The sequence below is a fragment of the Reticulibacter mediterranei genome (assembly GCF_016587455.1).
Genome location: NZ_BNJK01000001.1, coordinates 3,104,638 through 3,119,658 on the forward strand (window position 1 = coordinate 3,104,638; position 15,021 = coordinate 3,119,658).

Here is a 15,021-nt window from a genome sequence, read left to right on the forward strand (position 1 = left end):
ATGAGCTTCTGTTATTTTCTGTGTATACTACTATATAAGTAGACGGCATGCTATAAATAAGTACTGGACAAACTTTACCCTTCTTCGTTAGAATGCAATGGGTATCTATGGCATCTAGCTTATAATGCATGTAAGGGTTTCAGGTTACATAAACATGACGCGATTATTGGCTCTTGACGTTGGCGAGGCCAGGATTGGTGTTGCAATCAGCGATACCAGCGGCTTTCTCGCATCACCCTACACAACACTACACGTATCCCGCAATGAAGCTCAAATCTGGGAGGCCGTTCAGGAGCTAATCCGTGAAACTGAGGCTGAAGGGCTGGTGATTGGCCTGCCGATTAGCCTGGATGGGCAAATCCATGCTCAGGCCAGACGTGTGCAAGCTTTCGCCGAGCGCCTTCAGCCACATATTTCTGTCCCGCTCACCTTCTGGGATGAGCGGCTTTCGACCGTTGAAGCACAACGTCTGCTCATACAACGTAATGAGAATGAGGGTGGCAGAAGACAACGACGTACCAGCCAGCGACGTACTCAGAGTAAACGACGGCAGAGAGGCCAGCAAATCGATGCCCTTGCCGCTGCCGTCTTTCTCCAGGACTATCTGGACTCCCTGGAGAGCAAGACGGAGGATAGATAAGCATGAAACAACCGCGATCACGAGCCGCTATTATAGCCGTACTCCTATTAGGCCTACTTATTTTCTTTGTTGTCTATCAAGCCTCAAACACAGTGGCCGATGTCTTTCAACCTGCCGCCTCCAATGGCCAGGGCAAGCAGATTCCCTTCAAAATTAGCAAAGGCGAGTCAACGGCACAGATTGCAGATGATCTCCAATCCAAAGGCTTGATCCGCAATGCTCTGGCTTTTCGCGTCTGGGCGCGCGTCAAGGGGTTAGATACCCACTTGCAGGCGGGGGTGTATAAAAAACTTAGTTCAAGCATGACCATCGATAAGATCGTTGATGAACTGCTCAACGCTCAACCTGATGCCATTACGGTCACGATCCTCGAAGGATGGCGACTGGAACAGATGGCGAAGCAACTCGCCGATGCCGGGCTGGTCAAATTCAAAGAGCAAGATTTTCTCAAATATACCAAACAGGTGAAAACCTTCCCGGATTACAATAAATATCCTTTAGTGAAGATGGTTCCCGCTAACCAGAGCATGGAGGGCTTGCTCTTCCCCGCCAGCTACGATATTCCCGTCGATGCCGATGCAACAAAGGTCATCGATCTCATGCTGGACGCAATGGTCAACACGGTGCAACAAAACAACCTGGAGCAACAGGCTAAACAGCACCAGATGTCGCTCTATCAAATGTTAACCCTGGCCTCAATTGTTGAACGTGAGGCCGCCTATCCCGGAGATCGTGGCAATATTGCCAGCGTCTACTGGAACCGAACCTTTAAACCCAGCAACGAAACGGTCGGATTGCTCCAGGCCGATCCCACCGTTCAGTATGCACGAGACAGCCAGCAAACGCCGCAAAAATACTGGCAACCATTACAGACCGGTGGCGTCGATACCGCTGGCGATAGTCCCTGGAATACATATACCCATAAAGGGCTTCCACCAACGCCTATTTGCAGCCCTGGGCTGGCTAGCATGATGGCGGCGGCGGCCCCACCGCAAACCGGTTACTATTACTTTTTTGCTTATAAAGGTGGACATGGTGCGTCAAAATTTGCAAAAACGCAACAGGAGTTTGAGCAACTCAAACAACAATTTGCTGTTAACAATGGATGAAAAGAGTAAAAACAAATGAATCTGAATATCTGGCAAGCTATCGCGATAGCTTTGCTGCAAGGGGTCACAGAACTATTTCCTATTAGCAGCCTGGGACATACGGTAATCATACCGGGACTCCTGGGCTGGGCCAATATGTCAACTGATACAGCGTGTGGCGGGGACAGTTGTTTCTTACCATTCGTGGTGGCCCTACACCTGGGAACCAGCATCGCACTCATCGCCTACTTCTGGCGCGATTGGCTCCAGGTTATTCAAACACTGATCAACAGCGTGAAACGGGGCGGAGTGCAGACTGGAACGGAAGAATGGGTGAGTTGGCTCATTATCATCGGCAGTATTCCCGCCGGTCTGTTAGGTGTGCTGCTGGAGCATCGTATTAAAGAGTTTTTTGCTTCTCCCCTGCTCGCTGCAACCTTCCTGATCATCAATGGTTCTCTGCTCTTTCTGGGCGAGGGCTTCCGCCGTCGAGCCGAGTATCAATTGCAAACCCTTTCCCCTAAAGAAAGAGAGGCCCACTTCCGCCCTCTTAGTTCGTTAACCTGGAAAGAGGCGGTGATTATTGGCTTCGCGCAATCTCTGGCCCTCATTCCCGGCATCTCTCGCTCTGGCATGACCATTGCAGCTGGACTGGGCGTTCGCCTGACGCATACCGATGCCGCCCGCTTCTCGTTCCTGCTCGGCACACCAATTATCTTTGCAGCGGGCGCTCTCGAAATCCCTACCCTCTTTGGACAATCAACCTCCAACTGGATACTGATTATCTGTGGCGTGGTATTATCCGGCATCGCAGCCTTTCTTAGCACAAAATTCCTGACCAAATACTTTGAGACTGGTCGCCTCGATCCCTTCGCTTATTATTGCTGGGGCTTCGGCCTGCTCTCGCTGATCCTCTTCCTGACTGTATTACAGGGTAAAGTATAATTTTTCACTGAATAACAAAATCAAATAGTCTTCCCATAACGCGAGACATATATTGTTCACATTATTCAAGCATTTATGGGCTGTGCGAGGTGATCTACGCAGGATATGTAGGTCACCTCGCACGTTATTACAATACATTATTAGTGCGTCTGTAAGCTCTCCTGAGGTGAAGCGAGCCTTGCCTCGCGTGAGCTATTTGCAACGTTTGCTACAATAATATTACCTGGGGTTATTCAACGCACGTATCCATCATAATCGAGGAGGAATTGTATCGATGACGAAATCCCCCATCTGGCCTGCTATCGTTATGGCAATTGGTGTTGCTTTGATAGCTACTGGTCTCTATTTTCTGCTGCAATGGGACCATCCCTTGCGCTCATATGGCGCTATTGGCGTTGGAGCGGTCGTCGTAGTTGCGGGCATTGTCTCTCTCTTTCTGGCAAAAGAGCCGGGAAGGTCTGATACAACTGCCAGCTAGCTGCTTACACAGACATCTTTCCGATCGATCTAGCAAAGAGACGTTACATATTCCGTGTTTCTTTCGTCTTATATATGGAGCGTATTTTTTGCCCAAAAGACATCATTAACAGTAGTTCTCTAAAAAGCGTTGATTGTAGATAAGATAGCACAACAACAACATTTTTGCAAAAGCGTTAATCGTCTATTTTATCTATGAGAGATGCATTGGAAAGAAGGTCTGGAAGTATGGATAATGCAAAGAATCCCGGTTTGTTCTATGGGGCTATCGCCGTTGCGATAGTTGCGCTACTGATTACCATTTACTACGTCATCCCCGGCGTCAATCACGTTCTCGTTTCTGGCAATCCGACTGCGGTACATCTCAAACACGTCTTCCTCTTCGCAGTGTTGACGGTGCTTGGGATCATTGCTGCTCTCGTGACGCGCCCAAAGGCGGTTGCTAAATAAGCTGGTAGACAGAAGATTGAATGCATGCCTTTGCTCTGCACATGCATTCAATCTTATTGATCTCACTATGCCAGCACCTCTCCCATGATATGAGCATAACCGCGCAGAAACTCTTCGGCCTCCATCGCTTTTTTCCCCTCCAGCTGCACCTGCTTGATCACCAACATATCCTTACCGGTCGCAACCGCCATCACTTTATGCCCGGCCTCCTCGCGCGTGGCGACGGTTCCAGGCTGCACGTTAGCACCTGGTTCTAGAGGAAGAACACGCGCGGAGTGAATTTTGAGCAACTTGCCGCGCCAATGGGTGTAAGCTCCGGGCCAGGGATGAAAAGCGCGAATCTGGCGGGCCAGCACGCGTGCAGGACGCTCCCAATGCATCTCGCCATCCTCTTTTTTCAGCATACGGGTATGCGAGGCTTTTGTTTCATCCTGCGGCGCTGGCGTGATCGTGCCCCCAATCCAGCCTGGCAGCGCCTCACGCAACGCCTCAGCACCCAGTTGCGCCAGTTTCGGAGTGAGTGTACCGGTGGTGTCGTCGCTGATGGGGATGCGACGTTCGAGCAGGACTGGACCAGTGTCGATGCCGGCATCCAGCAGCATGATCGATACGCCCGTCTCCTGATCTCCCTGCAAGATAGCCTCGGCGATAGGATCGGCCCCGCGATATTTTGGCAACAACGATGCATGAATGTTCAACGTCCCATAGCGCGGCTGATCGAGGACGGTTTGTGGTAAAATTTGACCAAAAGCCGCTACAATATACAGGTCTGCATGATACGCTGCAAGCGCTGCGCTGTTCTCCGCTTTTTTGAACGATCCTGGCTGCCAGACAGGAATGTCATGTGCCAGAGCAACCTGCTTCACGGGCGAATAGACAATCCCTCGTCCACGACCAGCTGGCTTGTCTGGCCGCGTAATGACGGTGACGATCTCGTAGCCCTCCGGCAAAAGTGTACCGGGAAAGCGTAATTCTATAAGGGTCTCTAACGCGGGAACAGCAAATTGTGGCGTTCCCATGTAAATAATTCGTAGCAATTGACTTCCTCTTCTTCTCTGATTATCTCTATGGTTAATAGTATGAAAATGGTTCTGTTTATAGATCCGTTCAGGGTCGGCTCTATAGTAGCACATTCAGGCTACCATATCACTTTGGTCTGCTTCTATCACGTTATACTTGCAGTTGATATCAACTGTCGCTTCCTTCCCTCTCACAGAGAGTTGGACAGCACCTATTCAGGGGACGACCAGCCGGGAGTAATGAAAAGATGTCCGTAATACAGCCTCAATTACCAGATACACAACCTGCTTTCTTCGGTATTACTACCACCACGCCGCCCCCTATCGATCCTCAGTCGATGATGCAACGCGCGGACGAAGTGAATACAATACAGCGTATGTTGAGTGACCCGCTGAGCAGCGCGGTTATGGTAGTTGGCTCACCTGGCGTTGGCAAATCGGCGCTGGCCGGTCTGTTGTACAATCGTCTCCTGCTAGCAAAGCAAAGCAATATACCCGCGCCGCACTACCTGCTCTGGCTTGGCATCGGCACATATACCACGCTGCCCGATCTCATTTCTGCCATCTTAACCGGCGTGGAAATGCCAGATCCCAGCCTCTTCCTTCAGACACCGGCGGAACAGATGGCCTCTCTCTTGCAGGCATTGCGGCGACCAGAGGCGAACGCATTGATCGTTCTGGATCAATTTGAATCTCTGCTGCACCCCGAAACCAGCCAGGGCGTCGCAGGGCGCGGTATGCTGTTGCTCTTCCTCGATCTATTACAAAAAGACCTCGGCACCAGCCGTTTTCTCCTGACGAGCTACAACTCACCCTACGATGAACAGATGGAAGGAAGCCGCGTACGGTCCTATCTGGTCTCGCAGATCACGATACCCGAAGGTATGGCTTTGCTGCAACGGCTTGGCATCCAAGCGCTACCGGAAGAACTTTCGCTGGTCTGGCAGCGTTGCACCGGGCATGTCTTTGCCCTGGTTCTCCTCAACGCGTTACTCCAATTGAGCGGCCTTCCCCTCACCACGCTGCTCAATGCGCCCGATTATCAGGCGCTATGGGCCGGAGATGTGACCACCCACCTCATCGCAGGCATCTATCACTACCTCAGCCCAATTCAAAGCGCGCTGATCCGCACCCTCAGCCTGTTTAGTGAACCTGTACCGGCGACGGGGATCTTTACGATGACGACCGGCAACGATCCGACAAACGAGCGCTCTTTTGCCGCCTTTGAACACGAACTGTATCTGCTCATGCACCTGCGCCTCGTCCAGCCACTTCTGAAAGGTCAAGAGGTATATTATACCCTCCATCAATTGCTGCGCCAGTACGTACTGGAACACTATCTGGAAGGAAACGAGCGCCGCCTGAACGGGGAGCAGGCAGCGTTAGGTGCGACGCCACCACCATCCGCGCTTCCAGGTGGCCCCGAAGCACAACGCGTGGCAATCGCGGAGGGACATATGCAGGTTGCCTCCTATTATCAGCGGCTTGCCAGCACACAATGCCCTCCACGAGAACTACGCAGAGGCTTACAAGATATCAATCTACTGGTGGCGGCGCTACGGCATCTCTGTCAGGGCTGGCACTGGCAGGACGCGTGCGATCTTCTTTTCAAAGAAGGACTACACGAGCAGATGGTCAACTGGGGTGCCTGGAACACCCTGATCGGCATCTACACGGCCATGCTTCCTCCCTTTGGTCATCTGAACAAACGCGATGAAGGGCTGGTGTATAGCCATGTGGGAATGTTGTATGGTCGGCTCGGCGAGCAACAACAGAGCCAGTCGTATTTCGAGCAGGCATTGCTCATTCAGCAAGAGATTGGCGACCTCAAAGGTCAGGCGGCAACGCTAGCAAACCAGGGTGAACTGTTGCGCATGCAGGAGGCACATACCGAGGCTCTCGCCTGCTTTGAAAAAGCGCTGGCGCTGGCCTATCAGTGCGGCGATATCAATTTGCAGAGCATCATGCTCCACAATCTGGGGCTGCTCTATCATGGCATGAGAGATTTTCGCCAGGCTTTTAGCTACTACCTGGAAGCACTCAGGTTGGGGTATAATTTTCGAGAGCAGCAAAATCGAGGCATGGTTTTAACCAACATGGGTGTACTTTTATATGAAGAAGGCTTGTCAACGGAGGCGATGGCGGTGTTGCTCGCCGCTCTCAATCTCCGGCAAGCACAGCAAGATCCCACCGTTGTTTTATTGGAGAACTTTCTCGGTGCGCTCGAAGAGAAGATGGGACGAGCCTCCTATGCGCTTCTATGCCAGGAGGCGCTGAAGAGACAAAAACAGGTGTTTGGACAATTTTTAGGAGGGTCGCGGACGCAACAACCATAATCTGTCTTCTTCTTCATCTTGCTGCCAACCAAGCGCAACACGACGCAGGTGAAAAACCGTCCTTGCCTGCGTTGATTGTTTACCTGTCTGCTAACGAAAGAGAGTTTCTCACTTATGTCTACTGCAACTCCTCGCTCCGACGAGACCAAAAAAGCGGAAGAGACAATTGCCCCCAGTGCAAGTCATACATATCAGGGCTGGTTGTTGATTGTGCAGGTCTTTGTGGCGGGTGCAACGACGATGGCGGTTGAAATGTCGGCATCACGTTTGCTCGCGCCCTACTTCGGCACCTCACTGTTTGTCTGGGCCAACCTGATCGGGCTGATTCTGCTCTACCTGTCCGTTGGCTACTACGTCGGTGGCCGCGTCGCCGACCGCTACCCATCGCCAGCCGTCCTCTATAGCATGACCGCCGTTGCCTCCCTGTTGATCGCACTTATCCCCGTCGTTGCACGTCCGATCCTGCTCTGGTCACAGAGCGCCTTCGCCACGTATTCTATCGGCGTCTTTTATGGTTCGCTGGTCTCGGTAATTCTGCTCTTCGCCATACCGATGATCCTGCTGGGCTGCGTCTCGCCCTATGCGATCCGTTTGCGCGTGGACCAGGTTGGCAAGTCGGGACGAACCGCTGGCATGCTCTACGCCATTTCTACTGGCGGCAGTATCGTTGGCACCTTCCTACCTGTCCTCGTCCTTATTCCCGATATTGGTACGCGCTATACCTTCTTTGTTTTCGCCGCCGCTTTGCTGCTGATTTCGCTGATCGGCCTGATTACCGGGCGTAACGATGGTGGACCATTGTTCCCCCAAAAACCAGGCAAGCGCCTGCTCACGCTTCTGTTGATCATCCCGCTGGTAGGGCTGCTCACCGGCATTCAGGGACCGATCAAACCACCTAGCCTGACCGATGGCAACGGTAAGCTGATTGCAGAGCATGAGTCAGGCTACAACTATATTCAGGTGGTCAAAGTTGGCGACGAGACGCAGTTGATCTTAAACGAAGGTCTCGGCGTTCACTCCATCTACAATCCTCATCAGGTACTCACGCAAGGCCCCTGGGATTACTTTATGGTCGCGCCCTACTTTAACAAACCGCCTTTCACACCCGATCAAGTCCATCGCGTCGGCATCATCGGTCTGGGTGCGGGAACCTCTCCCCGCGAGTTCACGGCTGCCTATGGGCCAATCCCTATCGATGGTGTTGAGATTGATGATTCGATTGTTAATATGGGCCGCAAATATTTTCAGATGAACGAGCCAAACCTCAACGTCATCGTGCAGGATGGGCGCTATTATCTGCAAACCACCTCGAACAAGTACGATATCATCGGCATCGATGCCTATCAACAGCCCTACATCCCATTCCAATTGACCACAACGCAGTTCTTTCAAGAAGTACGCTCTCGCCTCACGCCAACTGGTGTGGCGGTGATCAATATCGGGCGCACCAACACCGACTTTCGCCTCGTCAATGCGATGGCACAAAATATGAAAACGGTCTTCCCCAATGTCTATATGATTAATACCGAACGCTTCTCTAACACCCTGGTCATTGCCACCAACGCCCCTACCGCGCTGGACAACTTTCGGGCAAATGCCAATCTGCTCACCAACATCACACTGCAAAATGTGGCCTATTCCAGTCTCAACAGTGGGGATATGCGCGAAGAGAAACAGGCCCACGTCTACTTTACCGATGATCGCGCACCTATTGAGCAGATGATCGATACAGTCATTTTAGGAGCGGTTGAGCAGGGCAACCAGTGACTTTAAATAATATAAGCCTGCCTGGAAATGGTTCACAACGATGACAGAGAAAACCCTGCCGTTCACACAAGCGCAACTGGCAGAAATTATTGCATGCTATCCCACGCCGTTTCATATCTACAATGAGGCGGGTATTCGACAATCGGCGCGGCAATTGAAGCAAGCGTTTGCCTGGACCGATGGCTTTACCAACTACTTTGCGGTGAAAGCACTGCCCAATCCATCCATCCTGCGCATCCTCAAAGAGGAAGGCTTCGGGGCGGATTGTAGTTCGCTACCGGAGTTGCTGCTTGCAGAAAGAGTCGGTATCATCGGCACGGATATCATGCTGACCTCCAATGAGACGCCAGCGGAAGAGTATTGCAAGGCGCAAGAGATGGGGGCGATTATCAATATCGATGACATCAGCCATATCGACTTCCTGGAGCAACACGTCGGTCTCCCAGACCTGATCAGTTGCCGCTACAATCCGGGTCCACAGCGCGAGGGCAACGCGATCATCGGCAACCCGAAGGATGCCAAGTATGGCCTGACCTACGACCAGCTTTTTCGCGCCTATGCTATCCTGAAAGAGAAGGGAGTGAAGCGCTTCGGCCTGCATGCCATGATCGCATCCAATGAACTCAACCCGCAGTATTTTATCGAGACGGCGAATATGCTGTTTGATCTGGTAGTGGCTCTTTCGCAGCAGATAGGCATCACATTCTCATTCGTCAATCTTGGCGGAGGCATCGGCATTCCTTATCGGCCCGACCAAATAGCGTTCGATCTTGGAGCGTTTTCCAGAGGAGTTGAGGCGCTCTATCACAGCAAGATTGTGCAGAACGGGCTGCACCCGTTACAGATCGTAATGGAATGCGGTCGGTTGATTACCGGTCCTCATGGCTATCTGGTCACGACGGCGCTGCATCAAAAAGAGACCTACAAAAACTATATCGGTCTCGATGCCTGCATGACCAACCTGATGCGCCCGGCCCTCTATGGCGCGTATCATCACATCACGGTTGTTGGGAAGGAGCAACTTTCCGCCTCGCATACTTACGATGTGGTTGGCTCGCTCTGTGAAAACTTCGATAAATTCGCCATTGACCGCAAGCTACCGAAAATTGATACTGGCGATATCCTCGTCATTCACGATACTGGTGCGCACGGTCATTCGATGGGCTTTAATTATAACGGCAAGTTGCGCTCAGCCGAATTGCTTCTGAGGGCAAATGGTGATATACAATTAATCAGACGTGCGGAAACTATTGATGATTATTTCCGCACGTTGGAACTTGAGGGATGAGCAGCATTATCACCACTTGAAAGAGGTTTTTATGGAAGTCAGTACCCAGGAGGGCTACGCAATCTGGGCATCCACCTATGACAGCGAACAGAACCCCTTAATCGTTGTGGAGGAGCCGCGTGTCGCCGAATTGATCTCTTCGTTGCCAGTCACTCATGCACTGGACGTGGGAACCGGCACCGGGAGACATGCACTGTCGCTGGCACGACGCGACATCCATGTTACGGCTATCGATCAATCGCCGGAGATGCTGACGAAAGCCCAGCAGAAGGCACAACAGGAGGGGCGACAGATTGATTTTCACCTCGCCTCGCTCACCGATGGCCTCCCCTTTGCAACGGGCCAGTTCGATTTCCTGATCAACGCGCTGATGCTCTGCCATCTGCCAGATATCGCCGGAGCCATCCATGAGTGTTGCCGCGTGGTGCAGCCCAACGGCTATCTCCTGATTACCGATTTCCATCCCGACGCCATAGATCGTGGCTGGCGCACAGCATTCAGTTACGCTGATAGTAATTACACCTTGCCGAACACGCCTCATACCCGCGCTGGATACTTACAGGCGCTCACAAACGAGGGCTGCACCATACATCAGGTGATCGATATCCCCGTTCGCACCATACCGCCGGGATATGCACCTGACGACTTCGTTCACAAGTACCCGGATGCGCCTTTCTGCCTGATTGTACTGGCTCAGAAGCAAGGCTAATAAATAGATGATGATTCTCCGCATGCCGTAGTCGCGCGATTTATCGCGCATTTGCTAATATTGCGCGATAAATCGCGCGACTACGACATTTCTAACGTCATCAATCGTTCAAGCCAAATCTGCGCTGTAAGCGCTGCAAGGCCGCAGGTGCCCACCAGTTCGCGTTGCCCATTAAGCGCATGAAAGCAGGCACCAGTAGCGCCCGAATGAGGGAAGCATCCAGCAGGACCGCCAGCGTCAATCCGATCCCCAGGATCTTGAAGAAGACAACCCCCGAAGTGGTCAGAGCCACAAAAACTACGGCCAGAAGGACCGCCGCCGCCGTGACAAGAGGACCGCTTTGTTCCAGACCCGTTGCAACGGAGTGGACATTATCGCCAGTCCGATCATATTCCTCTTTGATACGTGTCATGATAAAAACCTCATAGTCCATAGACAGGCCAAAGGCGACACAGAATATCAGGACCGGCATGCTAATTTCCAGGGTGCCGCTTGGCGTAAAGTTGAGGATTGTAGAGAGATTGCCCTCCTGGAATATCCAGACCAGCGCCCCAAACGTAGCAGAAAGGCTCAGAAAGTTTAGTATAATGGCCTTGAGAGGCATTACCAGACTGCCAGTCATCAGGAATATCACGATAAATGTTACAACGGCAATCACTCCCACCACAACAGGCACAAAAGCGAGAAGAGCGCTACGAAAATCGAGAGCCTCGGCCAGTGGTCCACCTACCTCTACTGCAAATGGTGCGTGCGTTGCTCGCACATCGCGCACCAGTCCAAATGGATCTCGATTTAAGCGATCCTCCGATGAAACCACAGACAGCCACGTTCCACGCTCAGACGCAAAACGAGCAGACCAGTCTATAGGAGCTGCGGTGCGTTCGCCATTGGCATAAGAACCAGTCAAAGCATCAACCTGAGCAATACCAGGAATACGCGACAGAGCAATGGCATAACGCTCAATTTCCGCGCTGTGCGTAGCGGGAGCAACCACGTCAGTTGCCACCACATGCATAGCGTCGGTCTCTTCAGCCGCGAAATTTTGCCGAATCTGCTCCTGCACCTGACGGCTGGAGGCTTCAAGAGGCAAAATGCGATCATCGGCAATCCCAAAGTTGAGATTGAGAAAAGGCAAGCCCAGTATCACTAATAGTGCCACACCTGCGATGCCAACAGGCACCGGACGGCGCATCACAAACATCGCGATCCGATGCCAGAAACCCTCACCAGCCACAGACCTTCCCGCTCTCCACACAGTCCCACGATCAATCCGGCGTCCCAGAATGGTAAGCACCGCAGGCAGCGTCAACAAAGCGCTGAGAACACCAGCCACGATCACGCCAATACCTGCATAGGCAAAGGAGCGCAGGTAAAAGTAGGGAAAGAGCAGCAGAGCTGAGAGAGAAATGGCAAACGTCAAGCCGCTAAAGATCACTGTTCGTCCAGCCGCTTCAACCGTCCTCACCACCGCATCATGCACCTCTTTCCCGCTACGAAGCTCCTCTCGAAAGCGGGAGACGATAAACAGGCTGTAATCAACGCTCAATCCCAGACCTAGCATCGTGGCGAGATTGAGCGCGAAGGAGGAAACCTCAGTGAATGAAGCGATAATCCTGAGCGTTAACAGGCTACCAAAGATGGCAAACATACTGATTACCAGCGGCAGCACAGCAGCGACAACACTGCGAAATACAAAGAGGAGCAATACAAGCATAATGACCAGGCTCACGCCTTCCGTGCGGACAAGGTCGTGCTGACTCTCAACGCCGATCTGCCGCAAAACCTCTTCTCGACCGCCAACCGCAACCGTGATATTGGCATCCTCACGCGTAAATTGAGGCGACAGAACGCCCAATCGTGCGCAGGCCTCTGTTGCACTGCCACTGACCCGTGCCACCACCAATGCCTGCTTACTATCCAGGTTCCGCAGTGTCTTCGCCCTCTCACGATCCCAACCCAGCGATACCGAACGGCAAAGCGTCCGACTCGACGTAACCACAGATTGCCAGCCTTCTGTTCCGTCTTATCTGTGTATTCTTCATAGACACTACCTGTAGACCGCATGACAAAACCTCCTGAAGTTTTGTGAGCTTTCTCTTCGATGCACTATCCTAAAGTTTGCATGACATTCACTTTTATCTATACACCCATTATGAATGAGGTTCATTCATAATGGCAGAAAATTTAAGACAAACATCGGCGTATTTAGGAAACAGGTTCATCAGGAGAAAGCTCCCGATTGGAAAGCTTTTAGCTCATACTCAAAGGAGGGCCGGAGAACAGCCGCTTGATCAGATCAGCCATAGAGTGGCGATAGAGATCCTCGCGCTCGCCCTTTTCGACGGCAAAACATTGATGCAGGACGGAGCGCCCCAATAAATACAACAGTTGTGCATACATATCAGTATCGCAAGGAGCAAGATAGCCTCTGGCAATAGCATTGCGCAAAAACGTACTGATGGCCTCCGTCAGCTGAGCGTTGACCTTCTTATACTGCAACATATCCTCAGAGGAGAAAACATCTATTTGAAGCAGCGCCATATGCTTTTTTTTCTGGCGTCCAGCATGAAAAATTTTCTCGATTAACACTTCGGGAACTTTCTCAAAGGGCAAATCGAGCAATGTAGGATCAAGAAAAATCTGTGCCAGGCCAGCTTCAAGGTCAAGCGAGGCACCAGTTAATATCTCATGCTTATTGCGAAAGTATAAATAGACCGTTCCGACAGCGACACCAGCCGCCTGCGCAATCTCGGCAATCGTGGTTTCTTCATACCCCTTTTGCGTGAAGAGATCACGAGCAGCATCGAGGATTGCTGACCGTTTCGACTGAACTTCTCCCTTTGATTTTTCTGGCATCGCTCCTCCACAACAACTGAATGACGTTCATTCAGTTTATAGCATAAAAATAAAGAATGTCAAGCCGGGACGTGTTACCTGCCACGCCTGAGTGTGGTAGTAGATCCACAGGGCATCAGTGGCTATGCTGGAGCGCAAACTGCTCGAACATGGCCTCCCACACTTCCTGGTTTTCCAGGCGTTCGCGCGGATTCGCCACGCGTGCGTTGATCGATTCAAAAATGCAGCACAGCAACCGATGCAACACCATTGACGCCTGATTATAAAACGCCTCCGCCTGCTGCATATCGCCGCTCAAGACCTCACGACAGAGGGTGCGAAAGCTTTCGACGTCAATATGGTTCTGATCGACGCGAAACTCGTAGGTTCCCATATGGCTCAACCGTTCGCTATACATCAGGGAACGCAAGGTATTGGGATCGAGGATGGTTCCGTTGCCACGAGCAGTTTCGGAGAGCGCATCCATCGTCCAGTTGATAAAATCGACCAGGGCGGGCAACTGGTCCATTGGCGTGCGGCGCTTCTCCCATTCCAGTTCCATGCGGCTGATTAAATCGAGGAAAGCGAAGTTTTCCAGGCGCAGCTTTTCGGCGGGATCGGGCAGACGTATCTTGCGACCATTCATATGTTGAGACAGGTCTTGCGCCACCGGGACGAGAAAGCGCTGCTGAACAAGTTCGGCCAGTTCGCGCGCAACGTCCAGTTCGGGGCGGCGCATGGCACTCGCGATTCGTCGGACGCGGCGGTAGAGGTTGACCTGGGTAAGCAGTTCGACTGTGCGTAGATCGAAGCGCATGGGGTAAGGTAGCGTGGGACTCATATTGAGCATGGTGCGCATCCCCTGCGGCAAAAAGTTCTTCAACTCCTGCCACTCATCGCCATAACGAACCATCTCCATCGTGATGCGCACGACTTCGATATCCAGCGCCACTTCGCCGTAGGGCAGCAGTTTTTGTATATCGCTGGCCGCCATAAATTCATAGGTGCCATCTTCCCACAAAGCCAGTTCGCGCGCCGTCCAGAGTACTTTGGTACGCAGCGCCTCTTGCAGTTGTTGATCTGTAATGGCTCCCATCATCACCAAGCGCTCGCCAATACGTCTTCCCAGCAGATCCTGTATCTGTTGCGAATAAGCCTGTTCAATGTGATGGTAGGTGGTCATGCCTTGCTGCTGTAAAACGTCGCCAAGGGTTAACGCGCCAGGATCGAATTCTGAGCAATTGACCATCTTGCCATCATTGAAGTACAGGATGCCCATTCGCCCATTGTTCTGCTTGAGATGGATCGCGCCTGTCATGCTCCCCAGCTCCACCACTTGCAAGACTTCTACCAAACCAAAATCTCTCAGTGAACCAGACAGAACCGTGTCTGCTCCCATATGTCCCCCGTGCATCCAGTCAGGCCGCAATAGTGCCAATCACAACCAAAAATCTGTGATGATCATCG

At 52.0% G+C, this 15,021-nt stretch carries 13 protein-coding genes; 9 read left to right on the plus strand and 4 right to left on the minus strand.

Features of this window, described 5'->3' with window-relative positions; all coding sequences use genetic code 11:
* Positions 1 to 154: 154 nt before the first annotated feature.
* From ruvX to K3T83_RS13190, 5 genes are all read left to right on the plus strand, one after another.
* Complete coding sequence (gene ruvX / locus K3T83_RS13170; RefSeq protein WP_220203426.1) at positions 155 to 640, plus strand: Holliday junction resolvase RuvX; 486 nt, start codon at positions 155 to 157, stop codon at positions 638 to 640.
* Between the two features lie 2 nt (positions 641 to 642).
* Entirely contained in the window at positions 643 to 1,749 is a 1,107-nt protein-coding gene (gene mltG / locus K3T83_RS13175) for an endolytic transglycosylase MltG (RefSeq protein ID WP_220203427.1), read from the plus strand.
* A 15-nt stretch (positions 1,750 to 1,764) separates the two neighbouring features.
* A complete protein-coding gene (locus tag K3T83_RS13180) occupies positions 1,765 to 2,673 on the plus strand; it encodes an undecaprenyl-diphosphate phosphatase (protein ID WP_220203428.1) in 909 nt (302 codons plus the stop codon).
* Positions 2,674 to 2,947: 274 nt separating this feature from the next.
* Positions 2,948 to 3,151 carry a hypothetical protein gene (locus K3T83_RS13185; RefSeq protein WP_220203429.1) on the plus strand — a complete coding sequence of 68 codons (204 nt, stop codon included), beginning with the start codon at positions 2,948 to 2,950 and terminating at the stop codon, positions 3,149 to 3,151.
* Positions 3,152 to 3,378: 227 nt separating this feature from the next.
* A complete protein-coding gene (locus tag K3T83_RS13190) occupies positions 3,379 to 3,600 on the plus strand; it encodes a hypothetical protein (RefSeq protein WP_220203430.1) in 222 nt (73 codons plus the stop codon).
* 65 nt (positions 3,601 to 3,665) lie between these two features.
* Here the strand turns inward: K3T83_RS13190 and fmt are convergent, their stop codons facing one another.
* The gene (fmt, locus tag K3T83_RS13195; protein WP_220203431.1) at positions 3,666 to 4,637 is read right to left on the minus strand and encodes a methionyl-tRNA formyltransferase; all 972 of its coding nucleotides are present in this window, start codon (positions 4,635 to 4,637) and stop codon (positions 3,666 to 3,668) included.
* Positions 4,638 to 4,867: 230 nt separating this feature from the next.
* Here fmt and K3T83_RS13200 point away from each other — a divergent pair, with 230 nt between their 5' ends.
* From K3T83_RS13200 to K3T83_RS13215, 4 genes are all read left to right on the plus strand, one after another.
* On the plus strand, positions 4,868 to 6,955 hold the full coding sequence (locus K3T83_RS13200) for a tetratricopeptide repeat protein (RefSeq protein ID WP_220203432.1): 2,088 nt from the start codon (positions 4,868 to 4,870) through the stop codon (positions 6,953 to 6,955).
* Between the two features lie 114 nt (positions 6,956 to 7,069).
* The gene (locus K3T83_RS13205) at positions 7,070 to 8,722 is read left to right on the plus strand and encodes a spermidine synthase (RefSeq protein WP_220203433.1); all 1,653 of its coding nucleotides are present in this window, start codon (positions 7,070 to 7,072) and stop codon (positions 8,720 to 8,722) included.
* Between the two features lie 40 nt (positions 8,723 to 8,762).
* Positions 8,763 to 10,010 carry a diaminopimelate decarboxylase gene (gene lysA, locus K3T83_RS13210; protein ID WP_220203434.1) on the plus strand — a complete coding sequence of 416 codons (1,248 nt, stop codon included), beginning with the start codon at positions 8,763 to 8,765 and terminating at the stop codon, positions 10,008 to 10,010.
* Between the two features lie 31 nt (positions 10,011 to 10,041).
* A complete protein-coding gene (locus tag K3T83_RS13215) occupies positions 10,042 to 10,719 on the plus strand; it encodes a class I SAM-dependent methyltransferase (protein WP_220203435.1) in 678 nt (225 codons plus the stop codon).
* 100 nt (positions 10,720 to 10,819) lie between these two features.
* On the opposite strand, the gene K3T83_RS13220 is transcribed toward K3T83_RS13215, so the two are convergent.
* From K3T83_RS13220 to K3T83_RS13230, 3 genes are all read right to left on the minus strand, one after another.
* A complete protein-coding gene (locus tag K3T83_RS13220) occupies positions 10,820 to 12,718 on the minus strand; it encodes an MMPL family transporter (protein WP_220203436.1) in 1,899 nt (632 codons plus the stop codon).
* 251 nt (positions 12,719 to 12,969) lie between these two features.
* On the minus strand, positions 12,970 to 13,575 hold the full coding sequence (locus K3T83_RS13225; protein WP_220203437.1) for a TetR/AcrR family transcriptional regulator: 606 nt from the start codon (positions 13,573 to 13,575) through the stop codon (positions 12,970 to 12,972).
* Positions 13,576 to 13,690: 115 nt separating this feature from the next.
* Positions 13,691 to 14,968, minus strand: a complete 1,278-nt coding sequence (locus K3T83_RS13230; protein ID WP_308441680.1) for a DUF4388 domain-containing protein — start codon at positions 14,966 to 14,968, stop codon at positions 13,691 to 13,693.
* Positions 14,969 to 15,021 lie beyond the last annotated feature (53 nt).

Excerpts from the sequence above, each read along its gene's own strand:
- ruvX (WP_220203426.1), top strand. The coding sequence starts at position 155 with ATGACGCGATTATTGGCTCTTGACGTTGGCGAGGCCAGGATTGGTGTT.
- mltG (WP_220203427.1), top strand. The coding sequence starts at position 643 with ATGAAACAACCGCGATCACGAGCCGCTATTATAGCCGTACTCCTATTA.
- K3T83_RS13180 (WP_220203428.1), top strand. The coding sequence starts at position 1,765 with ATGAATCTGAATATCTGGCAAGCTATCGCGATAGCTTTGCTGCAAGGG.
- K3T83_RS13185 (WP_220203429.1), top strand. The coding sequence starts at position 2,948 with ATGACGAAATCCCCCATCTGGCCTGCTATCGTTATGGCAATTGGTGTT.
- K3T83_RS13190 (WP_220203430.1), top strand. The coding sequence starts at position 3,379 with ATGGATAATGCAAAGAATCCCGGTTTGTTCTATGGGGCTATCGCCGTT.
- K3T83_RS13200 (WP_220203432.1), top strand. The coding sequence starts at position 4,868 with ATGTCCGTAATACAGCCTCAATTACCAGATACACAACCTGCTTTCTTC.
- K3T83_RS13205 (WP_220203433.1), top strand. The coding sequence starts at position 7,070 with ATGTCTACTGCAACTCCTCGCTCCGACGAGACCAAAAAAGCGGAAGAG.
- lysA (WP_220203434.1), top strand. The coding sequence starts at position 8,763 with ATGACAGAGAAAACCCTGCCGTTCACACAAGCGCAACTGGCAGAAATT.
- K3T83_RS13215 (WP_220203435.1), top strand. The coding sequence starts at position 10,042 with ATGGAAGTCAGTACCCAGGAGGGCTACGCAATCTGGGCATCCACCTAT.
- K3T83_RS13225 (WP_220203437.1), bottom strand. The coding sequence starts at position 13,575 with ATGCCAGAAAAATCAAAGGGAGAAGTTCAGTCGAAACGGTCAGCAATC.
- K3T83_RS13230 (WP_308441680.1), bottom strand. The coding sequence starts at position 14,968 with ATGCACGGGGGACATATGGGAGCAGACACGGTTCTGTCTGGTTCACTG.